At 62.9% G+C, this 25,101-nt stretch carries 27 protein-coding genes, 1 tRNA gene and 1 pseudogene; 11 read left to right on the forward strand and 18 right to left on the reverse strand.

Going from position 1 to position 25,101, the window contains the following annotated elements:
• Positions 1–60: 60 nt before the first annotated feature.
• The gene (locus IV454_RS08290) at positions 61–738 is read left to right on the forward strand and encodes an ArsR/SmtB family transcription factor (RefSeq protein ID WP_206091083.1); all 678 of its coding nucleotides are present in this window, start codon (positions 61–63) and stop codon (positions 736–738) included.
• Here the strand turns inward: IV454_RS08290 and pabB are convergent.
• From pabB to IV454_RS08305, 3 genes are read right to left on the reverse strand one after another with little or no spacing between them, the layout of a single operon-like run.
• Positions 735–2,543, reverse strand: a complete 1,809-nt coding sequence (gene pabB, locus IV454_RS08295) for an aminodeoxychorismate synthase component I (protein ID WP_206091084.1) — start codon at positions 2,541–2,543, stop codon at positions 735–737. The two genes, IV454_RS08290 and pabB, sit on opposite strands and share 4 nt — an antisense overlap.
• 13 nt (positions 2,544–2,556) lie before the next feature.
• Positions 2,557–3,135, reverse strand: a complete 579-nt coding sequence (gene slmA, locus IV454_RS08300; RefSeq protein ID WP_206091085.1) for a nucleoid occlusion factor SlmA — start codon at positions 3,133–3,135, stop codon at positions 2,557–2,559.
• A 28-nt stretch (positions 3,136–3,163) separates the two neighbouring features.
• Positions 3,164–3,892, reverse strand: coding sequence for a pyrimidine 5'-nucleotidase (locus tag IV454_RS08305; RefSeq protein WP_229522130.1), 729 nt, complete (start codon positions 3,890–3,892; stop codon positions 3,164–3,166).
• A 48-nt stretch (positions 3,893–3,940) separates the two neighbouring features.
• On the opposite strand from IV454_RS08305, the gene IV454_RS08310 reads away from it, so the two are divergent.
• Entirely contained in the window at positions 3,941–4,831 is an 891-nt protein-coding gene (locus IV454_RS08310) for a TraB/GumN family protein (protein WP_206091087.1), read from the forward strand.
• A 25-nt stretch (positions 4,832–4,856) separates the two neighbouring features.
• On the opposite strand, the gene IV454_RS08315 is transcribed toward IV454_RS08310, so the two are convergent.
• Together IV454_RS08315 and argB are read right to left on the reverse strand one after the other, a co-directional pair.
• A tRNA-Thr gene (locus tag IV454_RS08315) sits at positions 4,857–4,931 on the reverse strand.
• A gap of 34 nt (positions 4,932–4,965) precedes the next feature.
• Positions 4,966–5,892, reverse strand: coding sequence for an acetylglutamate kinase (argB, locus tag IV454_RS08320; RefSeq protein WP_206091089.1), 927 nt, complete (start codon positions 5,890–5,892; stop codon positions 4,966–4,968).
• 252 nt (positions 5,893–6,144) lie between these two features.
• Here argB and IV454_RS08325 point away from each other — a divergent pair, with 252 nt between their 5' ends.
• On the forward strand, positions 6,145–6,360 hold the full coding sequence (locus tag IV454_RS08325) for a cysteine-rich CWC family protein (protein WP_206091090.1): 216 nt from the start codon (positions 6,145–6,147) through the stop codon (positions 6,358–6,360).
• Here IV454_RS08325 and IV454_RS08330 read toward each other — a convergent pair.
• Both IV454_RS08330 and IV454_RS08335 read right to left on the reverse strand, forming a co-directional pair.
• The gene (locus IV454_RS08330; RefSeq protein ID WP_206091091.1) at positions 6,345–6,758 is read right to left on the reverse strand and encodes a hypothetical protein; all 414 of its coding nucleotides are present in this window, start codon (positions 6,756–6,758) and stop codon (positions 6,345–6,347) included. The genes IV454_RS08325 and IV454_RS08330 overlap by 16 nt on opposite strands.
• 162 nt (positions 6,759–6,920) lie before the next feature.
• Positions 6,921–7,115 carry a hypothetical protein gene (locus tag IV454_RS08335; protein ID WP_206091094.1) on the reverse strand — a complete coding sequence of 65 codons (195 nt, stop codon included), beginning with the start codon at positions 7,113–7,115 and terminating at the stop codon, positions 6,921–6,923.
• A gap of 158 nt (positions 7,116–7,273) precedes the next feature.
• Between IV454_RS08335 and IV454_RS08340 the strand changes: the two are divergent.
• Positions 7,274–7,582, forward strand: a pseudogene (locus tag IV454_RS08340) (DUF29 domain-containing protein); the annotation flags it as partial.
• Positions 7,583–7,741: 159 nt separating this feature from the next.
• Here IV454_RS08340 and IV454_RS08345 read toward each other — a convergent pair.
• Positions 7,742–8,374, reverse strand: coding sequence for a putative DNA-mimic protein (locus IV454_RS08345; protein ID WP_206091095.1), 633 nt, complete (start codon positions 8,372–8,374; stop codon positions 7,742–7,744).
• 200 nt (positions 8,375–8,574) lie between these two features.
• On the opposite strand from IV454_RS08345, the gene IV454_RS08350 reads away from it, so the two are divergent.
• Positions 8,575–9,006, forward strand: a complete 432-nt coding sequence (locus tag IV454_RS08350) for a DUF29 domain-containing protein (RefSeq protein WP_054265504.1) — start codon at positions 8,575–8,577, stop codon at positions 9,004–9,006.
• A 96-nt stretch (positions 9,007–9,102) separates the two neighbouring features.
• On the opposite strand, the gene IV454_RS08355 is transcribed toward IV454_RS08350, so the two are convergent.
• Both IV454_RS08355 and IV454_RS08360 read right to left on the reverse strand, forming a co-directional pair.
• A complete protein-coding gene (locus IV454_RS08355; protein WP_229522132.1) occupies positions 9,103–10,431 on the reverse strand; it encodes an extracellular catalytic domain type 1 short-chain-length polyhydroxyalkanoate depolymerase in 1,329 nt (442 codons plus the stop codon).
• 22 nt (positions 10,432–10,453) lie between these two features.
• The gene (locus tag IV454_RS08360; protein ID WP_054265505.1) at positions 10,454–10,867 is read right to left on the reverse strand and encodes a ribbon-helix-helix domain-containing protein; all 414 of its coding nucleotides are present in this window, start codon (positions 10,865–10,867) and stop codon (positions 10,454–10,456) included.
• Positions 10,868–11,010: 143 nt separating this feature from the next.
• Here IV454_RS08360 and IV454_RS08365 point away from each other — a divergent pair, with 143 nt between their 5' ends.
• The 6 genes from IV454_RS08365 to IV454_RS08390 all read left to right on the forward strand — a co-directional run bounded on the left by IV454_RS08365 (position 11,011) and on the right by IV454_RS08390 (position 14,480).
• Complete coding sequence (locus IV454_RS08365) at positions 11,011–11,376, forward strand: VOC family protein (RefSeq protein ID WP_054265506.1); 366 nt, start codon at positions 11,011–11,013, stop codon at positions 11,374–11,376.
• A 19-nt stretch (positions 11,377–11,395) separates the two neighbouring features.
• A complete protein-coding gene (locus tag IV454_RS08370) occupies positions 11,396–11,830 on the forward strand; it encodes a thioesterase family protein (RefSeq protein ID WP_206091097.1) in 435 nt (144 codons plus the stop codon).
• Entirely contained in the window at positions 11,827–12,033 is a 207-nt protein-coding gene (locus IV454_RS08375; RefSeq protein ID WP_206091098.1) for a DUF1289 domain-containing protein, read from the forward strand. The genes IV454_RS08370 and IV454_RS08375 overlap by 4 nt, the downstream gene beginning before the upstream one ends.
• Entirely contained in the window at positions 12,034–12,477 is a 444-nt protein-coding gene (locus IV454_RS08380) for a hypothetical protein (RefSeq protein ID WP_206091099.1), read from the forward strand.
• Between the two features lie 8 nt (positions 12,478–12,485).
• Positions 12,486–13,430, forward strand: coding sequence for an MBL fold metallo-hydrolase (locus IV454_RS08385; RefSeq protein ID WP_229522134.1), 945 nt, complete (start codon positions 12,486–12,488; stop codon positions 13,428–13,430).
• A gap of 96 nt (positions 13,431–13,526) precedes the next feature.
• On the forward strand, positions 13,527–14,480 hold the full coding sequence (locus IV454_RS08390) for an NAD(P)H-dependent flavin oxidoreductase (RefSeq protein ID WP_054265511.1): 954 nt from the start codon (positions 13,527–13,529) through the stop codon (positions 14,478–14,480).
• Between the two features lie 98 nt (positions 14,481–14,578).
• Here the strand turns inward: IV454_RS08390 and IV454_RS08395 are convergent, their stop codons facing one another.
• The 8 genes from IV454_RS08395 to IV454_RS08430 all read right to left on the reverse strand — a co-directional run bounded on the left by IV454_RS08395 (position 14,579) and on the right by IV454_RS08430 (position 25,100).
• Entirely contained in the window at positions 14,579–16,078 is a 1,500-nt protein-coding gene (locus IV454_RS08395) for a glycoside hydrolase family 19 protein (RefSeq protein WP_206091100.1), read from the reverse strand.
• A gap of 91 nt (positions 16,079–16,169) precedes the next feature.
• Entirely contained in the window at positions 16,170–18,593 is a 2,424-nt protein-coding gene (locus IV454_RS08400) for a chitinase C-terminal domain-containing protein (protein WP_282961413.1), read from the reverse strand.
• A gap of 33 nt (positions 18,594–18,626) precedes the next feature.
• On the reverse strand, positions 18,627–19,652 hold the full coding sequence (locus IV454_RS08405; RefSeq protein WP_229522136.1) for a cupin-like domain-containing protein: 1,026 nt from the start codon (positions 19,650–19,652) through the stop codon (positions 18,627–18,629).
• A gap of 77 nt (positions 19,653–19,729) precedes the next feature.
• Entirely contained in the window at positions 19,730–21,403 is a 1,674-nt protein-coding gene (locus IV454_RS08410; protein WP_206091103.1) for a glycosyl hydrolase family 18 protein, read from the reverse strand.
• 374 nt (positions 21,404–21,777) lie between these two features.
• Positions 21,778–22,359, reverse strand: coding sequence for a hypoxanthine-guanine phosphoribosyltransferase (locus tag IV454_RS08415; protein ID WP_206091105.1), 582 nt, complete (start codon positions 22,357–22,359; stop codon positions 21,778–21,780).
• Positions 22,360–22,641: 282 nt separating this feature from the next.
• Entirely contained in the window at positions 22,642–23,919 is a 1,278-nt protein-coding gene (locus IV454_RS08420) for a phenylacetate--CoA ligase family protein (protein ID WP_206091109.1), read from the reverse strand.
• On the reverse strand, positions 23,916–24,269 hold the full coding sequence (locus IV454_RS08425) for an MmcQ/YjbR family DNA-binding protein (protein WP_206091112.1): 354 nt from the start codon (positions 24,267–24,269) through the stop codon (positions 23,916–23,918). The genes IV454_RS08420 and IV454_RS08425 overlap by 4 nt, the downstream gene beginning before the upstream one ends.
• 9 nt (positions 24,270–24,278) lie before the next feature.
• Complete coding sequence (locus IV454_RS08430; RefSeq protein ID WP_206091115.1) at positions 24,279–25,100, reverse strand: ABC transporter ATP-binding protein; 822 nt, start codon at positions 25,098–25,100, stop codon at positions 24,279–24,281.
• Position 25,101: the final 1 nt, after the last annotated feature.

A 25,101-nucleotide genomic window follows, 5' to 3' on the forward strand; every position in this document is an offset into this window, starting at 1 on the left:
GGTCGATACGGCCTACTATACAAGCTTGTGCGTCCTGCACGGTTCGGCTACCATCGAACCATGAAAGACGGCCCCAACATTATTGGCATCGCCGCCCTGATCGGCGACCACGCGCGCGCGGAAGTGCTGAGCGCGCTCATGTCGGGCATGGCCCTCACCGCCACCGAACTGGCCGACATCGCCGGCGTCACCAAGCAGACCATCAGCGCCCACCTGGCCAAACTGGTCGACGCCGGCCTGCTCGCGGTGGAAGCCCAGGGCCGCCACCGCTACTTCCGCCTGGCCGACGACGATGTGGCGCGGCTGCTCGAATCGCTCATGAATGTCGCCTTTCGCACCGGCGCGCTGCGGCTGCGTTCCAGCCCGCGCGAGCCGGCCCTGCGCAAGGCGCGCGTGTGCTACGACCATCTGGCCGGCGAACTCGGTGTGCTGGTGTACGAGCGCCTGCTGGCGCATGGCGCCTTCATTCCCGATGCGGATGGCTTGGGCCTGACCGGCGCCGGCAGCGCCATGATCGAGGCGATCGGCGTCGATCCGGCAGCGGCGGCCGGCACGCGGCGCACCTTTTGCCGCACCTGTCTGGACTGGAGCGAGCGCCGCCATCACCTGGCCGGCGCGCTTGGCGACGCGCTGCTGGCACGCTTCGAGGAACTGGGGTGGGCCAGGCGCTCGCTCGATTCGCGCGTGGTCGCGTTCAGCGATGCCGGCGAACAGGCGCTGCGCGTCTGGCTGGCCTAGGCCAGCACCGCCATCATCGGCCCGCGCAGCGCATTGCAGACCATCAGCCCGGTGGCGCGCTCCAGCATTGCGCGCGTGACGATGCCTTCTTCGGCATCCCACTGCGCATCGGCCAGCACCAGCGCGCGCATGATCCCGGGCAGCAGGCCGCAGCCCAGGGCAGGGGTGCGCCAGCGGCCGTCGACCTGGACGAACACATTGCTGCGGCCTCCTTCGGTCAGTTCTCCGCGCTCGTTAAAGAACAGCATATCGAACGCGCCTTGCGTCTCGGCTGCGCGCCAGGCCGCATCGTAGCGCGTGCGCACGCTGGTTTTGTGGCGCAGGAACAGGTCCTCGGCGTGCGTTGCGTCGTCTGCCAGCAGCACGCGCACCGGTTGCGCCAGCGCCGCCAGCGCGCCGCTTTGGACCTTGAACGCCCCGGCGGGGCCGAGCGCGAGCCGCACGCGCGAGGCTATCCCGGGCGCCAGCGCGGCGCAGGCGGCGTCCAGCGCGGCATGCGCCGCGGCGGCGTCGAACGCAAAGCCGAAATAGCGCGCCGATCCCGCCATGCGTGCCAGGTGCAGGGCGCGGTGGCGGCAGCCATCTTCGCGCGTGGCGTGCAGGGTTTCGAACACCTCGATCTCATTTTGCAGGCCGGTCAGGAAGCGCGCCTTGAGCTGGCATTCGGCATATTCGTCGGCCGCGTCGCTGTCGTACACGATGCCGGCGCCCACGCCCATTTCGCCGCGCCGCGTGCCTGCGCGCTCCGCCTGCAAGGTCAATGTGCGGATCGGCACCGACAGGCAAAAGTCGCCCATCGCTCCGGCCGCGGGCGATGGATCGAACCAGCCGATGGCGCCCGTGTAGACGCCGCGCGCGGCCGGTTCGAGCTCGCGGATGATTTCCATCGCGCGCCGCTTGGGCGCGCCGGTGATCGAGCCGCACGGGTACAGGGCGGCGAAGATGCCGGCCAGGGTGGCGTCCGGGCGCAGGCGGGCGCGCACGGTGGACGTCATTTGCAGCACGCTGGCAAAGCGCTGCACGTCGAACAGCGCCCGCACCTCGACGCTGCCGGTGACGGCCACTCTTCCGAGATCGTTGCGCAGCAGGTCGACGATCATCAGGTTTTCGGCGCGGTTCTTGGGGTCGGCCGCCAGCGCGCCGGCGCGGCGCGCATTGTCGGCATCGTCGTCGCTGGCGGGGGCGGTGCCTTTCATGGGGCGCGCGAGCAGTTCTCCTCCCTGATGGCGCACGAACAGTTCGGGCGAGAGCGAGAGCACGGCGCCGCCGTCGGGCAGGGCGATCAGGGCGCCGTAGGGCACCGGCTGGCGCGCGCGCAGGCGGGCATACAGCGCGTGCGGCGCGCCGAAGGCGTCGAAGTGCAGGCGGTAGGTGTAGTTGACCTGGTAGGTGTCGCCGGCGGCGATGTAGTCATGGATGCGTGCCAAGGCGTCGCTGAACGCGGCCTGGTCGACGTTGGCGCACACGTTGGCGATGCCGGCCGGGCCATCCTGCGCCGCCGCTTGCGCGGACAGCCAGGCTGTCACCTCGCTCAACGACAAGCGGGTGCAGGTGTCGAACAGCAGCAGCTGCGCCAGCGGACCGGTGGCATGGTGCGTGCCGATGCCGAGCAGGTGTCCGCCCAGTTCATAAGCGAGTACCGCCACCGCATGCAGGCCGCGCTCGAGCGCCGCCTGCAGCTGCGCCAGCAGGTCCGGCCAGGTGCCTGGGTCGTCGCAGCGCAAGGTGCCCGCATGGTTTGTGTACAGGCGCGAGCCGGCGCCGGTGGCGTCGTCGAGCAGGGCGAAGCAGGGCGCGGCGTTCATCGCTGTAAAGGCGTCAGGCCGCCAGCAGCAGGGAAATCTGCAGGGCCGTGCCCTCGGTCGGGTTGTGGCGGAAACCGCTCTTGGCGTAGCGGTGCCAGCGCCCGACCACATAGCTCACCAGCAGGCTGGCGCGGGCGGCGACATCGGCTTCCTGGCCGTGGCCCTGGGTGACGGCCAGGCGCAGCGACTGCTTGCACGCCAGTTCGACCTTGTCGTAGAACTGGTTCATGCGCAGTTGCAGGCGCTCGTCTTCGTTGACCAGGGCGTCGCCGATCAGCACCCGGGTCATGCCGGGATTATTGGCCGCGAAGCCGAGCAGCATCTGCAGCACGGCATGGGCCTGGTCGACGCCGCCCTGTTCGTTTGCGGCGATCTGGTTAATCAGGCCGAAGACGCTCGATTCGATGAATTCGATCAAGCCTTCGAACATCTGCGCCTTGCTGGCGAAGTGGCGGTACAGCGCCGCTTCGGATACGTCCAGCCGTGCTGCCAGTGCCGCCGTGGTGATTTTCTCGCCTTTGGGCTGCTCCAGCATGGTGGCCAGAGCCTGGAGGATTTGCAGCTTGCGCTGGCCCGGCTTGGTGCTTGCCATGTGTTCTCGATGAGGTGGGTTGACGATGTCAGCGCAGTCGATTCATGCATCTAGGCAACTGAAGCACGGATTTTACTTTGACATCGACATAAGCGGGGCGTTTTAACTTTTTTGGCAACGGCGCAACACTGATCGGGTCGGCCATGCGCAGGTATTGGGTGACCCAGGCGGTGCGCATGCCGACCTGCTTGGCGGTGCGCAGGTTGGCCAGGGTGTCTTCGACCAGGATGCAGCGTTGCGCGGCCACGCCGTGCTTGCGCAGCAGGCGCCGCAGCATCAGCTTGGATGGCTTGGGCCGCAGCTTGCCGTGCACGTGCATGTTTTCGATGGCGATGTGATGGCTGAAGTGGCGCCGCAGTCCCAGGTGGCGCATGACGTCGGTCGAGTAGCGGGTCGGCGCATTGGTCAGCAGGATTTTTTGCCCCGGCAGGCGCTTGAGCAGGCGCGCCAGGCCGCGCTCGTAGCGGATCAGGTCTTCCAGCCGCTCGATCTGGTGGGTTTCGTGCAAAAAGTCGGCGGCGCTGACCTGATGGTGCTTGATCATCCCGAGCAGGGTGGCGCCGTAGCGTTTCCAGTAGTCGAGGCGGGCGGCGTTGACCACGTCGGCGCTGGCGGGGGTGGCGCCGTCGCCCAGCACGCGCGCCATGAACACGTTCATGTTGGCGGTGATGGTGGGGAAAATCGCGTGCGAGGCGTTGTGCAAGGTATTGTCGAGATCAAACAACCAGAGCGGGGCGGAGCGGGTAAGATTGGACACAGGGGACCTGAATAAAAACGCGATAGCGAACCAACAAGGAAACATGGCATGAGACGTCCGATTATAGTGGTGTTCCTTAGTTTGCTGATGCTGGCCCTGCCGGCGGCCTGGGGCGCCGAGCGCGGCGCGCTGTTCAAGATCAGCGGCAGCGGCCACACGATGTATTTGTTCGGCACCATGCATGTGGGGCTGCCCGGGTTCTATCCGCTCGAACCGCGCATCGTCGGCGCCGTGGAGGACGCCTCGGTGCTGGCGCTGGAAGTCGACCTGCTGCAGGATCCGGCCAGGCTGCGCGCGGTGATGCAGACGCACGCCTTGCTCGATCCGGGCAAGCCTGGCTTCCAGGATCGCTCGCCGGCCTTTCGCCAGCGCGTGGAACAGGCCTTGAAAAAAGCCAAGATCGATCCGGCCGCGGTGGCGCGTTTCAAGCCGTGGCTGGTGGCGACCACCCTGACCCTGGCCGAGTATGCTTCCGAGGGTTACCAGGCCGAGCTGGCGGTCGACCTCAAGCTGGCGCAGATGGCGCGCGCCAGCAAGGTGCCGGTGATCGAGCTCGAATCGATCAGCGCCCAGTTCGCGATGTTCGACCGGCTCGGCCTGGAAGAGCAGTGGAAGTTCCTGGAAGAGAGCGTGGACATGATGGAGAACGGCAAGCAGCGCGCCGAAATGCGCCAGATCGTCGATGCCTGGGCGTCGGCGGACAAGGCCGGGCTCGATGCAGTGGCGGCCAAGGTCGAGAGCGACACCAGCGTGTCCGGCAAATTCATGCAAAAAATTCTGTTGGACGAACGCAACGGCCCCTTGGCGGACAAGCTGGCCGCGTTGCTGGTCAAGCAGGACAAGAGCGTGGCGGCAATCGGGGTATTGCATCTGATCGGCAAGAACAGCGTACCGGCATTGCTGGGCGCGCGCGGATTGACGGTCGAGCGGGTGTACTGATAGTGGGAGGGTAGCGCGGGAGGAATGGTGCCCTTTACGTGGATTGAACACGTGGCCTCTCCCTTACCAAGGGAGTGCTCTACCACTGAGCTAAAAGGGCGGTACTGTTGGCGGCTGATGCCGCCACAAAAATTTTAGTGCGACCGGATCATAGTGCCAAAAGCTTGTTCGGTCAAGACTTCGAGCAGCAAAGAGTGCTCAATTCGTCCGTCGATGATGTGAACCGTGTTCACGCCCGACTTGGCCGCATCCAGCGCCGATGAAATTTTAGGCAGCATGCCGCCAGAAATGGTGCCGTCGGCGAACATCTCGTCGATCTCGCGTGCCGACAGGTCGGTCACGAGCTTGCCTTTTTTATCTTGCACGCCGGCGATGTTGGTCATCATGATCAGCTTTTCGGCTTTCAGGATTTCCGCGATCTTGCCTGCGACGACGTCGGCATTGATGTTGTAGGCCTGGCCATCCTGGCCGAAGCCGATGGGCGAAATGATCGGGATGAAGGCATCGTCCTGCAGCGCCTTGACCACGGCCGGATTGATGGCGTCGATTTCGCCGACAAAGCCGATGTCGAGGAACTCGCCTGGGTTTTCCTTGTCGGGCATGGCCATCTTGCGCGCACGGATCAGGCCGCCGTCCTTGCCGGTCAGGCCGACGGCCTGGCCGCCGTAGTGGTTAATCAGCATCACGATGTCTTGCTGGACTTCGCCGCCGAGTACCCATTCGACCACTTCCATGGTTTCTTCATCGGTGATGCGCATGCCTTGCACGAAGCTGCCTTGCTTGCCGATTTTTTTCAGGGCGTTGTCGATTTGCGGACCGCCGCCGTGTACCACGACCGGGTTCATGCCGACCAGCTTGAGCAGGATGACGTCGCGCGCGAAGCCGTGCTTGAGGCGCTCGTCGGTCATCGCATTGCCGCCGTATTTGATGACAATGGTCTTGCCATGGAAATTGCGGATATACGGCAGTGCCTCGGCCAGGATCTGCGCCTTGATCTGCGGGGAAACCGCGGTCAGGTCGTCTTGATGGTCGGTCTTCAGTTTGGGCAAAGGAGCGGTCATGGCGGGTCCGGGAAAAGAAATTTTGCGGGATTTTACAGGCAACTGGGAGAAGCTTGTGGGCATTATAGGGCTATCTTGTTGTATTTTCATTTTTGATCCGTTAGGCTGGCCTTAAATGAATCCCATCCGCCCTTTACCTCCTTTTTGCGGCGCTGGTGGCCGCGCATCAATTGATCAGGAAATGCCCATGAATGGCAGCGCCCGCACTTGTCTTTTCCCATTGTGGCTGACCTCGCCGGAAAGCGGCGCGCCATGAGTACCTGCAGCCGCTGTGGGGCGCAATTCGGCTGCGCCATGGCCGATGGCACCGCAGGGCCGTGCTGGTGCACGGAACTGCCGCCGGTGGTGGCGGTGCCGGTCGAGGGCGGCGCGGCTGCTTGCTGGTGTCCGGCTTGCCTCAAGGCGCATATCGAGGCGCGGAAGGATTCCAGGGATCAGCCTGCGCCCGATAGCTACTCCCGTTCCTGAGGCGCGGACGGTGTGAAAACGGGTTCTCCCAACGCCGGCTTGTGCGCGGGGTTGGCGCCGATGCCGACGGCCTTCTCGGTTGTTGCCGTCAATTTTGCCAGTCCCACATAGCCAGTCAGAATCGATCCGACAATGGCCGCCAATGCCGGACTGGAGACAAACGCGGTTCCGATATCCTTCATCCATCCTCCGATCGTTTTCTTTTCGTCCAGTTGGATCTGGATTCGTTGCAGGCTCGACGTTACATTGGTATCAAGTGCGGCAAACTTCTCTGCCAGCTCGGATTGGCTGACTTTGATGGCAAGCGTTGCCATTTTTTCGCTTAATACTTCCTGCAGGAACTCCGCGGCCACAAGCTCGCCCTGCTGCTTCAAGCTCGCGATGTTCGCAGGTAGCATTTGTATCTGCACAAACGATTTTTCTTCACTCGCATCAGGTTGGCGTGAATAGGTCGCATGAAAGTGCGCGCGCCATTTCGATCTTCATGCGTTTATAAACGACATAGGCCAAGGCGCCGGGAACGTCATCCGGTCCCGAAATGAGCGTTGTGTAAACTTGCGTCATTTGCTTCTCGCAGCGATCTTCACGCTGGCGATGATTCCTGCCTGTTTCATTTCGTGCGAGGTAAAGCGCACCGATTTGAGGATTTCCTGGCTGCGTGGAGAGAGCGGTGATGTGGTCGCGGCGTTGCTGGACATTTTTGCCACAACACGTCGTAGGTCTTCTTCGGAAATAGTCGTCAGGAATGCCAACATGGGAACCCCCGCACTGGTCGATATTGGTAAGACCGCACGAACGTGTTCAAGTTCCCACTTCCCGCTAGCGCACGATGGAGGCGCGTCGAAGGCTGATGGGATTATCTGCCTAAAATTCTGTCAGTACCAAGGAGTCAATCATGGCTGGCCTGTATGAAATGGACGTGCTTGCCTGGTCGATCGAACAGGCGAGGCTGTTGCGCGAACGCCGGTGGTCCGCGCTCGATATTGAGAATCTTGCCGAGGAGATCGAGGACGTGGGCAATAGCGTGCGGCACGAACTGGGCAGCAGGATAGCGGCGCTGATTGCTGCCCTGCCCAAATGGCAGTTTCAGCCTGAGCTACGCAGCGACAACTGGCGTGCGTTGATCGACGTGCAGCGCGACACGATCACCCGTCGGCTCGGCAGAGTGCCAAGTCTCATCAGCGCGCTGACCGAAGAGGATTGGCTGAAAGAGATCTGGAACGACGCGCTGGTACTTGCCATCAAGGACACCGGCCTGCATGCGTTTCCGGATACGCCCCCTGGACCAGCGCGCAGATACTGGCCCCGGCGTTTGTGCCGGCTTAAACGAATAACTATCCCATCGTCATTGCACGATGACGCACCATGCGTGACTGCATGGCTAACAAAAAACGATTGCCGTCTTATGTTCGATGCTCAATCGGGCTGCTTCGTACAGTGCCAGCCAGGCGCACAGTTCCCGGTAGAGGCCGTGCTTGCAGCTGACGAGCTCGTTTATGCGCGCGGCTTCCCTGTCCGTCAGGGCCTTGTTGACCAGCTCGACGCCGATAGCGGGAGCGACCACGATCAGCTCCTCAAGCAAGCGATAGGAGGATCCTAATATGCCGCCGGGCAGCTCATCATGAAAAGCCGGGTAGTCGAACTCGACAGGAACATACAAACCTTCCGCATCGGAGTGGCAGATCAGATGGCTTTCCAACGGGTCCAGCTGCGCTTCCAGGGCCGGATCGGATGCGGGATCGGTATCGTCAGGCAGGGGTGTGGCGATCCAGGCGGAATCGGCTATCCGATGAGCGTACGCATAGCGCAGGAAATGGAGATAGGAATACGGAAAACCCCGGATGCCGGAGCGGTTGTCGAGCTTGTCAATGCGCTCGGGCTCCGCATGGACCGGCGCGCCGACGGAGGCGAGGCAAGCATTGACGGCGAGTAGCTCTGCACGGAAAGAGTCGGCGTGCTCGTCACCGTCTTTTTTCAGTTCAGCCAGCATGCCGATCGCTATTGCCAGTCCCATGCGGTATCCAGTTCCCTATCGAGATCAATGTGACAGAATAACATCGTAGCCTGCCCTTAAAGAAACGTTGCCTCCAGCGCTAGCGGCACATCGGCATCACTTGCGCCACTATCGTCTCATGGGGCTGGCATTTTCAGCCGTGCCGGGCTCGCTTGGGCTTACCATAAGCACATGGACTGGGCTTTGAACAGGAGTGGTCAATGGCGGATTTGTACGACACCGACGTGGTGGCCTGGGCATACCAGCAGGCTGCCTTATTGCGGGCGCGGCAGTGGTCGGCGCTCGACTTCGACAATATCGCCGAAGAGATCGAAGGCGTGGCCAAGGCGGAAAAGCGCGAGCTGGGCCGGCGCATGTCGGCCTTGTTTGCGCAATTGCTGGAATGGAAGCTGCATCCTGAGCGGCGCGACAGCGGTTTGCTCAGAAGCATAGGCGACCAGCGCGTGAGCATCGGGCGCGTCTTGCGCAAGATGCCCAGCTTGCAGTCGGCCTTGATCGATGTCGACTGGCTCGACGATGCCTGGAAGGATGCTCTGGGCATTGCCGGCGGAACCATGGAACTGGACGGATTCCCGCGAAGGTGCCCGTGGACCCTGGTCCAGGTGCTCGCTGAACATTTTTTGCCGGATTAACGCTTTCAGATTGCATTTGCCTCATCCATCAAACGCGGCAGCGCCGGCCCGGCCGCTAGTGCCGTCGACGGGAGTGTCATCCCGTCGACGGCAGCCTTAGCGCTTGGTCTGGAAAAAGCGCATCATTTCCCGGCTGGCGTCCGGTCCCTTGCCGTCCGTATAGCTGCCGCGTGCGCTGCCGCCGGACCAGGCATGGCCGGCGCCGTGGATCAGCCACTGTTCCGCCTGCGGCGTGCCATCGGCGCGCTGGTGCACGGTGCGCGTGTAGGCATGCCCGTCCGGCACGCGGCCCGGCTCGGTGACGAAGCCCTTTGACTCCTGATGCGCTCCGCGCTTGATCAGCTCGTCGCCATTGACCGGATGCACGGTCGTATCCTTGTCGCCATGGAAAACGATGATGGGAATCGACTTGCCGCTGGCCTTTTGCGGCCCGAAATTACCCTTCATCGCCGCCAGTGCCGATGGCAAGTCGTGGGCCGAGGCGAACGGCAGCCCCGAGTGCACGCCCACTGCCGCGTACAGCTCTGGATACAGGGTCCCCATGATGGTCGCCATGGCCCCGCCCGCCGACAGTCCGGCCACATATACCTGGCTCTTGTCGACCGCGTGCTTGTGCATCACCGTCTCGGTAATGCCGGCAATGATCGATGGCTCGCCCTGGCCGTGTTGCTGGTCAACCGCATTGAACCAGTTCCAGCAGCGCGAGGAATTGGCTTGTACCGATTGCGCCGGATACACGACCAGGCACTGCATTTCCTCGGCCAGCGCGTTCATCTGCGTGCCCGTGGCGAAGTCGTCCGGGTCTTGGGTGCAGCCGTGCAACATGACGACCAGCGGCATCGGCTGCCCGGTGGAGGTGCTGGGCTCGTACAACTTGTAGGTCCGGGTACCGGCCGCGTTCGTGAAGCTGCCGTCGGTAAATTTTCCGGGCAAGGCGTCGGCCGCGGTCGCCGACCCGCCGCCGTGCATGCCGGGCAGGTCGAAATGCGGCATCTTGAACGCGGCATGCCCGTTCGCTCCCGCACGGTCGAGCTTGGCCAGCAGGTCGGGCATCAGCTTGTTGAATGCCGCGGTGGCTTCCTGCACCGCATTCTTGACGTATTGCTCTTGCGTCGGCGCGGCTGCGGCCTGCGGCTGCGCCGCCTCTGCTTGCGGCTGCGCTTGCGCCTGGGTTGGCGGGACCGGCGGCACCGCGCTCTCGCGCGCACTCGTTCCTGCGTGCGCCGGCGCCGCATTCAGGTCGCGCATCGCCGGGGCAGCGTCGCGCGCGGCCGATGGCGCCGCCTGCCGGGCAGCTGCCGCTTTGTGGGGCGTGAGGACCTTGAGGGCCTCATGAATGACGCTGGTAGCGGCTTTCGGTCCCTGGCCCATCAGGGCCTTGGTTGCAGCCCGCATGTTCGCGAACAGTTTCTCATTGAGTTTCATTGGTTTTCCTTATATAAGCGCATCACAGGATGCGGCTTGCCAGTGCTGTCTTGATCACGCTGCTCGCATGCAGGGCGCCAAGCACAAAGATGGATTCGATGGTTGCCAGCGCCAGCTCCACCGAGACGTCGCTGGCAATGCTGGCCATGCCCAGTACCTGGATCTGCAAGCGTTCGCCCGCTTCCAGCGCCGCTTCGAGGTCGGCGCGGGAATAATGATGCATCCCCAGCACCAGGCTCTTGCGCGCTACCGTTTGCCGCACCACCTCGGCATGGGTGTTCAACTGGTTCCGGATCGCCGTGCGTATCAGGTCGGTGCGGTTCGAGTAAAAACCTTCACTGACCAGCAGGTCGATCTGGCCCAGGTCGATCAAGCCCAGGTTGATGGTGATTTTTTCCGATTCGGCGGGTTTGGTTTTCAGGTCCCGGGCATTCATATGTCTCCAATAACATCTTCGCGGCATCCGTACGCCATCTGTATGGATGGTAGTCTACCCGTATGGGGTCGTCCGTCAAGCGCGATTCGTCTGAATGCGATAATGGCGTTTTTATGTATCAATCCCGTCACAGCGGAGGAACGATGGCAAGCATCACAGGAATCGACCATGTGCAGGTCGCCATGCCGGTTGGCGGCGAAGCGCAGGCGCGCGCCTTTTACAGCGGCGTGCTGGGCCTGGCCGAAGTGCCTAAGCCGGCCCATCTGGCCGTGCGCGGCGGCGCGTGGTTCCAGTGCGGCGCCGCCCAGCTCCACCTGGGGGCCGACAGCGCCTTCCAGGCCGCCCGAAAAGCCCATCCAGCCCTCATCGTCGATGGTTTCGCCGACTTTGTCGGTGCGTTGGCTGACCTTGGCGTCCAGGTTCAGCTGGACGAGATGGTTGCCGGCCTGCGCCGCGCCACCGTGAACGATCCCTTCGGGAACAAGGTCGAGCTCATCGAGCAACGTTAAAAGAAGGCATAATCCGAGCATGAGTCCCGATCTGCAAGCCGGCTTCCGCTTTGAGTGGAGCTACACCGTCCCGGCGCGCGCCACCGTGCCGCAGCTGTACCACGATACCGATTTCTGCCGCGACATGCCCGACGTGCTCGCCACCGGCTACATGGTCGGCATGATGGAACTGGCCTGCCTGCACGGCATCATGCCGTTCATGGACTGGCCGCGTGAGCAAAGCGTGGGCACCATGGTGCATTTTTCCCATTTCGCGCCGACCCCGCCCGGCATGACCCTGACGGTCAAGGGGGAAGTGCTCGAAGTGGCGGGCCGGCGCGTGCTGTTCCGGGTCGAGGCCTGGGATGGCGTCGACCGCATCTGCGAAGGCACCCACGAACGCCACGTGATCGACCCGGCCCGCTTCAACGCCAGGGTCGCCGCCAAGGCCGCTGCCGGCGCGGAGCTGGCATGAATCCCGAACTGCAGACGCCGGTGCCGTCTCCCTGCATCAGCCTGTGCGAAATGGCGCCCGATACCGCATCCGGTAAGGGCCTGTGCCGCGGCTGCCTGCGCACCCTCGATGAAATCGTCGCCTGGGGCAATGCCTCGGATGAGTACAAACGCGCGGTCTGGGCCGAGATCCGCCGCCGCGAAGCCGAACTGGACTTTGACTAAATGAACTTTTACCAGCCGCAGCAAGCGGTCACCGGCCCGTCCTACGGGACCGGCTTCAAGGTCTTCGCCACCGTCGTCACCGTGGTGCTGCTGCTGTACGGCGCCAGCGTGGCATGGCGCTTTCCGCTGATGTCGTTCGGCCTCGGCGTCAAGGCGCTGCTGCTCGGCGCCGGCGTGATGCTGGGAGTGAGTTATTACTGGTTCCTGCGCGCCACCACCACCGTCGACACTACCGGCATCCGCCAGACCTGGCTGTACGACAAGCAGGTCGAATGGCGCGAGGTGCGCGGCGCCAAGATGATCGGCATTCCCTACGTCTCCTGGCTGTTCCCGCCACGCATGGTTGTTCGCACTGGCAATTCCTTTATGACCTTCAATGGCGGCTCGCAAGCCGTCCTGATCGAGTTCGCCAAGATCTCGCTCGCGTTTCAGATGAAAAAATGAGTTCCCCTATGAGTGCAGTGTTAAATTCCGATCCGGCGCGCTTGCCGGCATCGATGCAGGTGTTCGAGCGCGGCTGGCTGTCGTCCAACAATGTGCTGTTCACCGGCCCCGGCGACACCACCCTGATCGACAGCGGCTACAAAACCCATGTCCCGCAGACCTTGGCGCTGGTCGGCCACGCGCTAGGTGAACGGCCCCTGGCGCGTATCATCAATACCCACCTGCATTCGGACCACTGCGGCGGCAACGCGGCGCTGAAGGCGCGCTACGGCTGCCGCATCGGCATTCCCGTGGCCGAGGCCGCCAGTGTTGCAGCCTGGGACGAGGATGCGCTCAGCTTCAAGGCCACCGGCCAGCAGTGCGAGCCGTTTGGCGCCGATTTCACCGTCGCGCCCGGCGACGAGCTGGAACTGGGCGGCCAGCTGTGGCAAGCCTTGGGTGCACCCGGCCACCATCCGCATTCGCTGATCTTCTTTTGCCCGAGCGAAGGCATCGTCATTTCGGCCGACGCCCTGTGGCGCAACGGTTTCGGCGTGATTTTTCCCGAGCTCGACGGCGAATCGGGCTTCCTCGAAGCGCGCGCCACGCTCGACCTGATCGACAGCCTCGACGCCCGCCTCGTCATTCCCGGCCATGGCGCCATGTTCACCGACGTCCAGCCGGCGCTGAAACGCGCCTTCACCCGCATGGATTTCCTTGAAGCCGATCCGCTGCGCAATGCCGAAAACGCGGTCAAGGTGATCCTCAAGTTTCTGCTGCTCGAACGCCAGCGCATTCGCTTGGCTCAGGTGGCGGACATGTTCGCCAGCATTCCCGTGCTCGACAAGGTGCGCGGGCGGGCCCTGCAGCGTTTCGAGACATCCGCCCAGATGGCCGACTGGGCCGTGCAATCGCTGGTGCGGGCGGGCGCCGCCAAGCGCGATGGCGAGGATCTGGTCAACAGCGACTTGTAAACACGCCTCCGCCGATTTTCAAGCACGATCGTTCTTTTTTCACACTATAATGGTTGGAAATTGCTTCCATCCACTTTTTTCGATTGCGAGACCGACATGGCATTGCCCGCCGCGCTGCAAAACCTCACCCTTCCCGTCATTGGATCGCCGATGTTCATCGCCAGCGGGCCCGCGCTGGTGGCGGCGCAGTGCAAGGCGGGGATCGTCGGTTCCTTCCCGGCGCTCAACGCCCGTCCCGCCGAGCTGCTCGATACCTGGCTGACCGACCTCAAGAAAGAATTGTCCGATTACCAAGCCGCCAATCCGGGTGCCAGGGTCGGGCCGATCGCGGTCAACCAGATCGTGCACCAGTCCAACGACCGTCTGGAACACGACGTGGCGATGTGCGTCAAGCATCAGGTGCCCATCATCATCTCCTCCTTGCGCGCGCCGCCGAAGGAGATGCTGGACGCCATCCACAGCTACGGCGGCATCGTGCTGCACGATGTGGTGTCGATCCGCCATGCCGAAAAGGCGCTGGAAGCCGGTGTCGACGGCCTGATTCTGGTGGCTGCTGGCGCTGGCGGGCATGCCGGGCCGCTGTCGCCGTTCGCGCTGGTGGGCGAAGTGCGTAAATTTTTCAACGGTCCGGTGGCTTTGTCGGGATCGATCGCCACCGGCGACGCGATCCTGGCGGCGCAGGCGATGGGCGCGGATTTCGCGTATATCGGCTCGCGCTGGCTGGCGACCAAGGAATCGAATGTGACGGATGAGTACCGCGACGCGATCGTGGACTCGGCGGCGGCGGACATTGTCTACACCAACCTGTTTACCGGCGTGCACGGCAACTACCTGAAAAAATCGATTATCAATGCCGGACTCGATCCGGATGCCTTGCCGGAATCGGACAAATCGAAGATGAGTTTCGGTTCGGGCAGCGCCAAGGCCTGGCGCGACATCTGGGGCGCGGGGCAGGGCGTGGGGATGATGAATGACGTGCCGACGGTGGCCGAGATGGTGGCGCGGTTGAAGCAGGAATACGACGCCGCGCGCGCGCGTTTGGCACTGTAACCGCCGCGTCGTTCCCGCGCAGGCGGGAACCCAAGTTGGTGCTGTAGCCGTTAGCTGAGCAAGGAACTTGGGTTCCCGCCTGCGCGGGAACGACGAGTTTACTGAAGTTTAACCTTCCAGTTATCCTGCACACACTTCACGTAATTATCCGCAATCAGCGCGCTGTACGGCGTCTGGTAGCTGACCAGCTGGCACTGGTTCTGCCCGCCTTCATTCCAATTCTTCTCCCAGTAAATGCTGTACGACGCCGAACTCGACGCTCCGAAGCGCTGCATCGTGGCGCACGATAACTGCTCCGTACCCACATTCCAGCCCAACTCGCCCGCGAACTGCTTGTAGTAGTTGATGCGGTTCTGCGCCGCCGCCTTTTCCGTCCCCTGGCCGCACTCGGCATTGATGATCATGATCGTCGTGGCAAAGTTGTTGCCAGCCCCCGCCGCACGGTCGGCCGCGTTCGGTACCCAGGTGCCGTCGATCACGTGCAGCATCGATGGCTTGGGCGGCTGCGGATACGCGAAGAAGAATGTTGCCGACGCCAGGTTCAGCCACGTCGACGCCACCCGGTCCGGCTCGCGCAGCAGCACCGACTGGTCGCCCTTGAACATGATCTGCGAGAACGGCCCGTAGTTGTAGTTGTACGAGAGCTGCTTGGCGCCGCGTCCGAAATACTTCTTGAAGCTGCCGTCCGCATTTTTCCCGCACGTCCAGACCCCGTTGAACACGGGATCGGCGCACTCGGCATTGTAGCCGCAGCCGGCGCCGGTTTCGTCGCAGCCCAGTTCGCGCAGATATTTCAAGCCCTGGCGCCATTCGGGAATCGGATTGCTCGCGTTGTGCTCGCCGGTTTCCTGCGCAAAGTGCGCGAACATGGTTGCCAAGGAATGCCGGCAGATGCCGTCGGCATCGCGCCCGTCGCTGTAGTTGTCGCAGATGGCTGGAAACTTGGCCACCGCCTGCAGAAAACGTTGGTAGGTATAGCTCGGTTCGCGCACCGCGAAGAAATGATCCCATTGGGTCGCCGGCAGCAACCGCTCGACCCGCTTCACGTTGATCGGATTATCGCTGCGTCCCGGCACGACCTGCTCGACAGCCACATTGTCCAGCGTACGGATCGACGCTTTGACCTTGCGGAAGAAGGCATTGTCGGTCAGTTGCGCTTCGCGTGCCTCGGCCTGCGCCTTGGTCGGAACGCCGCCCGGAGGAGGCGTTGGCGTGGGAGTGGGCGTAGGAGTCGGTGTAGGAGTTGGCGTAGGAGTCGGAGTCGGAGTCGGAGTCGGAGTCGGAGTCGGAGTCGGAGTCGGAGTAGGCGTCGGCGTCACCGTACTCAACTCCCACGGCCCCCACTGCTCCGTTCCCGGCACATTACCTTGCGTCCACCACTTGGCCTTGTACACCTTGCCCTGATAACTCGCGCACATTCCCACGGTGAACACCGCGCTCGGGCTCCATGGCGGGCACGTCGCGCTCGCATTGGCCTTGGCCAGCGAACTCTTCGCGCTCTGTGAGCCCGTGGATTCACCGCCGCCGCTGCTGCCGCCGCAGCCGGCGAGCACACCAGCCAGCAGTCCTGCTGCCAGCATCGATAATTGTTGTTTCATATTCATACTCCAGGAAAATGGATATCAGGCAGAAAAAACCCGGTAACGCGCACAGGCGTTCCCGGGTCCTTTCGTTTGAAAAATCAGCTACTTACGGCAGTGCGACCGGCAGTTCCGGATACTCGTCCGCCAGCGCATAGCGCTTGCCGCCGACCGTGATCACGTAGGCCGATGGCCCGGAAATCGGCAGTTGGTAGTTCAAGGTCAGCGACACCGATGCGCCCGGCGCCAGGGCTTGCCAAGTTGGAATCGTGAACTGCGCGCGGTTGAACGTCGCCTTGAAGCCGCCGATGTTGTTCGGCCCGTTATACCCGGCCGCAATCACTTTCAGCCCATACCCCGACTGGTCGCTCATGTTGGCTGGCGCCGCCACCGGATACGAGAACTCGACCACGCTCCCGCCCGGAATGGTGGTGGCCGACTTGTTGGTCACCGTCATCACCGGATTGATCGGATAGTTGCTGTCGCCCATTTTCCAGCCACCCACTTCAATGCTGACCTTCGCGCTGCTGGCAGGCACGGCCGTCTCGGCACGCTTGTTGCCGTACGGCCCCGCCGTCTTGAAGGTGTTGAAGGTGTTGGTGGTGAGGGTATTGCCCATGACGTACTGGCCCTTGCCGCCGTTCTTGCTGGCATCCCAGGCGTAGTCGCCCGCCATCTCCCAGATCATGATGCCGCCGACGTTGTTGTCGACGATGTAGCGCGCCTTGGCATCCATCGATTGCGCCGTCTCGGTCGAGAGGAACACTTTGGTGGTCGGGTTCCACAGCCACGGCGCCGCCATGGTCGCGCTGTAGTTCGGCTGGTAGGTGCCGCGCAAGGTCTTGTCGGTCACCTTGTAGGCGTCCAGGTAGTCCGGCAGGATGGCTTTTTCCAGGTTCAGCGCATGCCACAGGGGATTGCCGCCGCCGGGAATGGCCTGGCCAGTGCTGTCGAGGTCGTGCCACAGGTTGTCGATGCCGACCGCGCCCTCGCCGCAGGTTTTGACGCCGGCGCAGGTCACGGTCGAGCTGATCAGTCCAGTGGTGCCCCACAGGCCGTTGGTGCCGCCCGTGACGTTCTTCCAGCCGCGCGTGTAGTACGGCACACCAAGGTTGATGCGCCCGGCTTGCAGCGCGCCGCGGTAGTAGCGGTACGACCAGTCAACGTTCAGGTAGCCGATGTTGGCGAACTGGTAGGCGTTGCCGGCGCGCAGTTCGGCATCGTTGCCGTCATCGAACAGGGCCGCGTTGGGACCGACGTACTGGTTCCAGCCGCCGTGCAAGTCGTAGCTCATCAGGCTGGCGTAGTCGAGATATTTCAGGCCCGACAGGTTTTCTTCGCCGCGCAAGATCCAGGCCGAGGCCGAACCGGCGATGGTCAGCATGTAGTATTTCTTGTCGGCCACCGCTGCCGTGTCGAGCTTGGTGCGTACCCTTTCCAGCAGCACGTTGTAGCTCTTCATCAGCCCGGCCAGGCGCGGTTTCGACATGTTGAAATCGAGCGGATTGCCGGCCTCGTTGTTGGTGGTCGGGTGCTCGTAGTCGATGTCGATGCCGTCGAAGAAGCGGTACTGGCGCAGGAAGGCCACCATCGAGTCGGCCAGGGTGTCGATGCCGGCGCTGTTGAGCGAGCCGTCGGCGTTGGTGGTGGCCGTGTAGAAGCCGCCACTGCCCGCCCAGCCGCCCACCGACAGCATGATCTTCACGTCCGGATGCTTGCGCTTGTATTGCGCCAGCAAGTTGAAGTGGCCCTTGTACGGCAGGCTCGGGTCCATCGCGGCAGCCGGATTGTTGGGCCAGCTCAGGCCGGTGTCCGGATTGGCCGGGCCGCTGCCGATCAGCAGCTTGGACGTGGCGGGGTCGACTGCGGCGAAGGCGTAGTTCACGTGGGTGATCTTGTCCCACGGGATGTTATTGACGAGGTAGGAAGGCGTGCCATCCACACCGGTGCGCCAACTGGTGAAGTAGCCGACGATGCGACGGTTCAGCCCGTGCGCGAGGACTTCGCGGCCATTTGTGTCGTACACGCCGCAATACGGCACGTTGGGAACCTTGGAGGTCAGGCCGTCAGGGCGGCAGGCGACCGTTGGTGTCGGCGTTGGTGTTGGCGTCGGAGTCGGAGTCGGCGTCGGGGTCGGAGTCGGAGTCGGCGTCGGAGTCGGAGTCGGAGTCGGCGTCGGAGTCGGAGTCGGAGTCGGAGTCGGAGTCGGCGTTGGCGTCGGAGTCGGGGTCGGGGTCGGTGTTGGCGTCGGGGTAGGCGTTGGTGTCGTCGACAGCGCCCACGGTCCCCATTCCTCGGTGCCGGGCACGTTGTTCTGTGTCCACCACTTCGCGGTGTAGGTTTTACCCAGGTAGCTGACGCAGGCGCCAACCGTGTACACCTGGGTGGGGGACCATGCGCTGCACACCACCACTTGCGCCAGCTGGCGCTTCGATTCTCCGCCTTGGCCGGATGTTGTGTCAGGCGTGCTGCCGCCTCCGCAGGCTACCAGGGCGCTGCCCAGAAGGGCGCCCATCAAACGATTGATCGTCATTCTTCTTATCTCCGTTATTCATTGTGGCCCCCCTCAGAAATCGTGATTGGGGGGATAGTTACTGTAGAAGTCGTTCGGCCATCGGAAATTGGTCGCCGACAAGGTCACCGAAATATCGAGCCCTTCCACGTAGTGCCACCAGCCGACCGGCAGGAACAGGATCTCGCCCGGTTCCAGCACGCATTCGAGCACCTGCACCTCGGCCATGGCGGGAAAACGCGCCAGGTCGATGTTGCGGGCGTCCACCTCGGTGAAGCAGTGCCGGTGGTTGTAGACTCTTGGCGTGTCGCACGGCGCCATCAGCTTGATCTTCTTGCGCCCGATGATCTGGGCCATGAAGTTATTGGTCAGGTCGTGGTGGAACGGGGTGACCGTGCCAGCCGGGCCGAACCAGAAAAAGCCGCGCCGCGCCGGATCGTCGGTCAGGTACTCGGGCAAGGTGCCTACGTCGTCGAACAATTCCTTCAACGCTTCGCGGTTCAGCGAATCGTTGTTGGCGGTCATGTAAAAATCATTGGTGCGCCCGCTGTTGCGGACCATCTCCACGTACTCGCCGAAAGGCATCTTGCGCTTGTGGGCAATGCTGTTGAGCTCATATTGCGGATCGGCTTCGCGTCCGAACTGCACCTCGACCACGCGGTCGCCGAAGCGCTGCGCAAAATAGTCGAGATTCCATGTCTGGCGTGCCGGGAAATGCTCCAGCATGCCGGTGATGATCACCGGCCGGTTGGTGCGGTAATACTCTTGCAGGAAGTCCTCGCCGGAGAGCCGCTCGCGTCGTTCAATCCCCTCGTCGTACAGCCGGTTCAATTGCGACTGGATGTTCAGCACCCAGTCGCGCTTGTTGACCCGGTTGGCCAGCCTGCGCGCAGCTTGCAGATACGGGCTGCGCAGCGCCGCGTCGATTTCGGTCCGGGCATGCGCCGGGGCCACGTTCGATTTGACCAGGATGGCGGCAATCGCCTCGGGCGAGGTACCGAGCATCAGGTTTTCGCCGATCCAGCGGCGCCAGTCGTCGTTGACCTGCAGGGTCGGTTGCACGTTCGATTGAATTTTCAAGAGGTTTCTCCAGGAGGTTGCGGGCATGGAGATGCCAGCCGCCTGGTGACAGGCCGCCGGCACCTCCGCTTAGCCGCTTAGCGGCCCTTCCATACTGCGCTGGTCAGGGCACCGTTGGCGTCGCCGTCGAGTTCCCATGAGAACGCGCCACGCAAGCCCTGATCACGCATGTACTGCATCTTCACGCCAATGGTGGCCGGATCGTCATAGCTCCACCATTCGCTGTTGGTCGTCAGCAGGTACAACTGCTTGGTCACAGGATGGGTCCAGCGGGTGCCGGACTTGTTCATGAGAACCTTGTAGTCGTCGATGCCGGCTTCGTACTGGCCGGCTGCCGCGCCGCTTGCTGCCTGGTACAAACCGTCGCCGCGCGGGCCGGGGCTCACGCCTTTCCAGCCACGGCCGTAGAACGGCACGCCCAGCAGGATTTTGTTTTTCGGCATGCCGGCTGCGACCAGGGTCTTGATCGCGTCGTCGGTGTTGTACTTGACCAGGTTGCCGGTCGCCGGGTCGGCGGGATCACGGTACAACGGCGCGTGGAAGTTGGTGGTGTTTTCCCATCCGCCGTGGAAGTCATACGTCATCACGTTGACCCAGTCCATGTACTGACTATACAGCGCAGGTTCAGTCTGGGCAATCTTCTCGCCGCCGGCGCCGATGGCGGCCGTCAGTGGATAGCGTTTGCCGTCGAGCTTGCCCTGTGCATCGAGCTGGGCCCGGAACTCGGCCATCAGCAAGGTGTAGTTGTGCTTGTCGTTGACGGTGTCGACCGTGTTGTACGGCTGACCGCCACCGCCCGGGTATTCCCAGTCGATATCGATACCGTCGAACACGCCCTTGGCCGCGCCCGGACCGCCGCGTCCATCCTGCACCGGCAAGTCGCCCGCGATGAATTGCTTGACGCACGACTTGGCCAGCTGCTTGCGCAGGGCATCGGTCTTGGCCGCCGCCGAGAAGAAGCGCGACCAGCTCCAGCCGCCCAGCGAAATGAAGACTTTCAGGTTCGGGTGAGCCGCTTTCAGCAGTTTGAGCTGGGCGAAGTTGCCGGTCAGCTTGGCATCCCATGGGATGACCTTGCCGTCGACGGTGCGCACGGGGGAACGCTGGTAATCGGCGTAGGCGTCGCCGCCGGTGCCGGCGTCGGCTGGCGGCGGCGTGGTGTTGCCGGTTTCGGCCTTGGTCACCATGTCGCATTCGTAGCCGCCGTTTTTGGCGTACACATTGCCGAAGGCGTAGTTGACGAAGGTGAGCTGGTCGGCCACGCTGGTCGGCACGCCGTTCACTGGTGTTTTGGTGGTATGGATGTCGGCCACTTCGTAGCCGCGGCCGTACACGCCCCACTGCGCGAAGTAGGAGCCGATTTCACGTCCGCCGACCGGGGTTGGCGTTGGTGTCGGGGTAGGCGTCGGCGTTGGAGTCGGAGTCGGAGTCGGAGTCGGCGTTGGAGTCGGCGTCGGAGTTGGGGTAGGCGTTGGCGTGTCCGTCGTCAGTTGCCATGGTCCCCACTCTTCGGTACCGGGGACATTGTTCTGGGTCCACCATTTGGCTTTATAGATTTTGCTCTGGTAAGTCACGCAATTGCCGACGGTATAAATCGTGGCCGAGTTCCAGGTGGGGCAAGTCACGACAGCCGCTGCCGTTTTGGTCATGCTGCCGTGAATGTCGGATTTTTCGCCGCCGCTACCGCCGCACGCGGCGAGCATGCCGCCCATGAGGGCGATCAGCAGGCCGCTTTTTGTTGTGTATTCCATGTTGTCTCCTTGGTCGATTGGTGTCCGTTTTACGATCCTCTGCAATCGGACCTGCGCCGATCAATCGGAAAAACGGTGAGCCAGAGTGAGCCCCGGAGAATTGGTAGTCAAGTGGTTTTAATTGGTTGACGAAAATGAAATACCAGTTAGATTGGCGAAAGAAACTCTCATCCGGGCAAGGTATGCCTTTAGCGAGCGTGCATATACGGAAAGGGACTAGTCAAATGTGGAGACGAAGAAAGGCAGGATATCAGAGAGATATCAAAATGACCACGTACTAGATAGTACCGATTTAGTACCCGTTTGGATTGGTATTAACGGCGCCGCCAGCTTGGGCGGCGCGTTTTGGGTGCGCGTCACGATTTCGTGGGAAATCAGCGCGGCTTGAGGTCTTCCGCGCGAATTGCCCACAGGCCAGGCAAGTTGCGCCAGTAGCCATACACATCCATGCCAAAACCGACCACGAACTTGTCGGGAATGGACAGGCCGACGATATCGGCCTTGACGGGTTTGCTGCGTTTGATGGCCTTGTCGGCGAACACCGCGATGATGACTTCGGCCGCGCCCATGTCGAGCAGGCGCTGCTTGACATGGGCCAGGGTTTCGCCCTCGTCAAGGATATCGTCGAGCACGATGATGATGCGTCCGGCCACGCTGGGGCGCGGGATGACTTTCCACACGACATTGCCGCCCTGGTCGTCGTCGCCGTAGCGGCTGACGTGGATGTAGTCGAATTCGAGGGGGAAGCGCAGTTGCGGGAGCAGGCAGCCGGTGAACACCACCGCGCCGCCCATCACACCGAGCACGAGGGGGAAGGCGTCGTTGTCGGGCCGGTCGAAGCGGGTGTTGAGCTTGTCGGCAACCTGGCGCACGGCGGCCTGTACGGCGGCGGCGTCGAAGATTTCCTCCGCCTTGTCGAGAAGGGCGCGGGCACGTTCAGCGTGGAATTCTTGCATGGTGATTAGCTCATAAAGGACACCAGGCAATTATCCTGCAAAGTGCACTGCACAATGAGGATCGTTGGATTTGTGCGACAGGATGTGTTGACCGCCGCTGCAATATCGCCGCCGCCGCGCCGACTATCCGTCGTTCCCGCCGCCGCCGCACTCGTCGTTCCCGCGAAGGCGGGAACCCAAGTTCGTACCGCAGCTAAAGGCGGCTCGACAGAATTGCCGTGGGGGCGCCTAGCCCTGCGCGGGAAGTCGTTTCTGGCAGTGCCAGGAACGACAGTGGACCATTCAGCTGTAATCCCGCAAATCCTCGATCACCTTCCCATCATCGGCCAATGTCCCCGGCGACTCGAACCGCACCTCTCCCCGCAGCTTGGTCACCTCGCGAATCGACTCCACAATCGCCGCCGCCTGCTGCGCGTCCGGCGCGCTCGCCACCTCGCAGTGCAAGGTCATCACATCATTGGCCATCCTGCCGGTCACCACCATCCGCGCCTTCAGGATGCCCGGATGGCGCCGCACGATATTGGTCACCTGCGAAGGATGCACGAACATCGCCCGCACCTTGGTGGTCTGGTCGGCCCGTCCCAGCCAGCCGCGAATCCGGCTGTTGGTGCGCCCGCAGCGCGACGGCTCCGCGTCCACCAGCAGCGCCGACATATCCCCCGTCGCGAACCGGATCAGCGGATAGTCCGCGTTAAACAGGGTCACCACGATTTCGCCGATATCGCCCGGCGCCACCGGCTCGCCGCTGCCGGGCCGCACGATTTCGAGCACCACATCCTCGTCGAGCACCATGCCCGGATTGAGCACGCCGCCGGTCGCCGTTTCGTACGCCATGCTGCCGATATCGGCCGACGCATACGTCTGGAACACATGCGGCACCCCATTCTCGCGAAACCACGTGCGCAAGGATTCCGGCAGCGCCTCCGCGCCCATCAGCGCGCGCTGCATGCTGCTGATATCGGCCCCCATCTCGCGCGCTTTTTCAATGATGATGCGCAGGAACGATGGCGTGCCCACGTACGTATCCGGACGCAGGTCGGCGATCGCGCGCACCTGCATCTCGGTCTGGCCTGCGCCGGCGGGAATCACCGCGCAGCCGATGCGCGCCGCGCCACCTTCCACCATGAAGGCGGCCGGCGTGAAATGGTACGAAAAACAGTTCTGAAGCAGCCCGCCCGGGCGCACGCCGGCCGCGTACATCGGCCGCGCAAAGCGCCACCAGTCCTGGCCGCGACCTTCCGGGTCGAAGATCGGCCCCGGCGACACATACACCCGCGACAGGGAGCCCACCGGCGTCACCGCCAGCCCGCCGAACGGCATCGACGCCTTCTGCAGCGCTTTCAGATCGGCCTTGCGCGTGATCGGCAGCGATGCCAGCGCGGCACGGTTGTTGATGGCCGCGCCGTCCACACCCGCCAGGATGCGCGCCCAGCCCGGCGCCCCGCGGGCGCGCTCGATCAGTTGCGGCAGGCGCGCCATCAGGTCGCGTTCGCGCTCCCGCGGGTCGCGCGTCTCCAGCGCGTCGAGCGTGTCGACGGTGTCGGGCGTGTCCAACTTCATGCTTGTTCTCCGATCTGGCGTTGCAGCTTGCGGGTCAGTTTCGCGAAAATCAGTTCATAGGCGCGCCGCAGCAGCGCCGCCGCTTCCGCGTCGCTGAGCGCCTTCGCGTTCTCCACGTACACCCACTTCGCCCGCGCCAGGTAAGGCGCGGGAATGATGCCGGGGCGGTCGGTCAGCTCCAGGAAGCGCTCGTCGTCCACCTTGAAGCAGATGCCCTTGGCCGGCACGGCGTGGTCCGACATCGCAAACATCTTTTCGCCTACCGAAAACACCGCCCGCGTTTCCCACTTGCGGTCTTCGGTCGCGCCGGGGAAGGTGCGGCAGAGGGCTTTTGCGGCTTCAAAATCCATGGTGATCCTTCAAGCCAGCCAGCGTTTGCGGCGGCGGTAAAATTTCATGTCCCGAAAACTCTTGCGCTCAGCGCCAGCCACGCCGAGGTAGAACTCCTTGACGTCTTCATTGCTGGCCAGTTCGCTGGCCTCGCCTTCCATCACTACACGCCCGTTTTCGAGGATGTAGCCGAAGTCGGCGTAGCGCAACGCCACCGTGGTGTTCTGTTCGGCCAGCAGGAACGACACGCCTTCCTTCTGGTTCAGGTCCTTGACGATGCCGAAGATCTCTTCGACGATCTGCGGCGCGATGCCCATCGACGGTTCGTCGAGCAAAATCATCGATGGCTTGGCCATCAGCGCGCGTCCGATCGCGCACATCTGCTGCTCGCCGCCGGAGGTGTAACCAGCCTGGCTGGCGCGCCGCTCTTTCAGGCGCGGAAAATACTGGTACACCGCTTCCAGCGCGGTCTTTAACTCCGCGCGCGAGATGTTGCGCGTGTAGGCGCCGGTCAGCAGGTTTTCTTCGATGGTCAGGTGGCCGAAACAGTGGCGCCCCTCCATCACCTGCGACAGGCCGCGCTTGACCAGCTCATTCGGGGTCAGATGATCCACCCGTTCGCCCTTGAACTGCACCTCGCCCTTGGTCACGTCGCCACGTTCGCCACGCAGCAGGGTCGAGATGGTTTTCAGGGTGGTCGATTTGCCGGCGCCGTTGGCGCCCAGCAGGGCCACGATCTTGCCTTTCGGGACCTGCAGCGAAACGCCCTTCAACACCAGGATCACATGGTCGTAAATGACTTCGATGTTATTGACCGACAGGTAAGGCTGGCTGGCAGTGATGGTGGTCATA

The sequence above is a fragment of the Massilia antarctica genome, assembly GCF_015689335.1.
GTDB classification, from domain to species: Bacteria; Pseudomonadota; Gammaproteobacteria; order Burkholderiales; family Burkholderiaceae_D; genus Telluria_A; species Telluria_A antarctica.

Coding starts and splice junctions, on each gene's coding strand:
- IV454_RS08375 (WP_206091098.1), top strand. CDS start 11,827: ATGAATCCCGAACTGCAGACGCCGGTGCCGTCTCCCTGCATCAGCCTG.
- IV454_RS08360 (WP_054265505.1), bottom strand. CDS start 10,867: ATGAATGCCCGGGACCTGAAAACCAAACCCGCCGAATCGGAAAAAATC.
- IV454_RS08345 (WP_206091095.1), bottom strand. CDS start 8,374: ATGGGACTGGCAATAGCGATCGGCATGCTGGCTGAACTGAAAAAAGAC.
- IV454_RS08395 (WP_206091100.1), bottom strand. CDS start 16,078: ATGAAACAACAATTATCGATGCTGGCAGCAGGACTGCTGGCTGGTGTG.
- IV454_RS08385 (WP_229522134.1), top strand. CDS start 12,486: ATGAGTGCAGTGTTAAATTCCGATCCGGCGCGCTTGCCGGCATCGATG.
- IV454_RS08355 (WP_229522132.1), bottom strand. CDS start 10,431: ATGAAACTCAATGAGAAACTGTTCGCGAACATGCGGGCTGCAACCAAG.
- pabB (WP_206091084.1), bottom strand. CDS start 2,543: ATGAACGCCGCGCCCTGCTTCGCCCTGCTCGACGACGCCACCGGCGCC.
- argB (WP_206091089.1), bottom strand. CDS start 5,892: ATGACCGCTCCTTTGCCCAAACTGAAGACCGACCATCAAGACGACCTG.
- IV454_RS08350 (WP_054265504.1), top strand. CDS start 8,575: ATGGCGGATTTGTACGACACCGACGTGGTGGCCTGGGCATACCAGCAG.
- IV454_RS08325 (WP_206091090.1), top strand. CDS start 6,145: ATGAGTACCTGCAGCCGCTGTGGGGCGCAATTCGGCTGCGCCATGGCC.
- IV454_RS08380 (WP_206091099.1), top strand. CDS start 12,034: ATGAACTTTTACCAGCCGCAGCAAGCGGTCACCGGCCCGTCCTACGGG.
- IV454_RS08415 (WP_206091105.1), bottom strand. CDS start 22,359: ATGCAAGAATTCCACGCTGAACGTGCCCGCGCCCTTCTCGACAAGGCG.
- IV454_RS08330 (WP_206091091.1), bottom strand. CDS start 6,758: ATGCTACCTGCGAACATCGCGAGCTTGAAGCAGCAGGGCGAGCTTGTG.
- IV454_RS08400 (WP_282961413.1), bottom strand. CDS start 18,593: ATGACGATCAATCGTTTGATGGGCGCCCTTCTGGGCAGCGCCCTGGTA.
- IV454_RS08410 (WP_206091103.1), bottom strand. CDS start 21,403: ATGGAATACACAACAAAAAGCGGCCTGCTGATCGCCCTCATGGGCGGC.
- IV454_RS08420 (WP_206091109.1), bottom strand. CDS start 23,919: ATGAAGTTGGACACGCCCGACACCGTCGACACGCTCGACGCGCTGGAG.
- IV454_RS08430 (WP_206091115.1), bottom strand. CDS start 25,100: ATGACCACCATCACTGCCAGCCAGCCTTACCTGTCGGTCAATAACATC.
- IV454_RS08290 (WP_206091083.1), top strand. CDS start 61: ATGAAAGACGGCCCCAACATTATTGGCATCGCCGCCCTGATCGGCGAC.
- IV454_RS08370 (WP_206091097.1), top strand. CDS start 11,396: ATGAGTCCCGATCTGCAAGCCGGCTTCCGCTTTGAGTGGAGCTACACC.
- IV454_RS08335 (WP_206091094.1), bottom strand. CDS start 7,115: ATGTTGGCATTCCTGACGACTATTTCCGAAGAAGACCTACGACGTGTT.
- IV454_RS08425 (WP_206091112.1), bottom strand. CDS start 24,269: ATGGATTTTGAAGCCGCAAAAGCCCTCTGCCGCACCTTCCCCGGCGCG.
- IV454_RS08390 (WP_054265511.1), top strand. CDS start 13,527: ATGGCATTGCCCGCCGCGCTGCAAAACCTCACCCTTCCCGTCATTGGA.
- IV454_RS08365 (WP_054265506.1), top strand. CDS start 11,011: ATGGCAAGCATCACAGGAATCGACCATGTGCAGGTCGCCATGCCGGTT.
- IV454_RS08310 (WP_206091087.1), top strand. CDS start 3,941: ATGAGACGTCCGATTATAGTGGTGTTCCTTAGTTTGCTGATGCTGGCC.
- slmA (WP_206091085.1), bottom strand. CDS start 3,135: ATGGCAAGCACCAAGCCGGGCCAGCGCAAGCTGCAAATCCTCCAGGCT.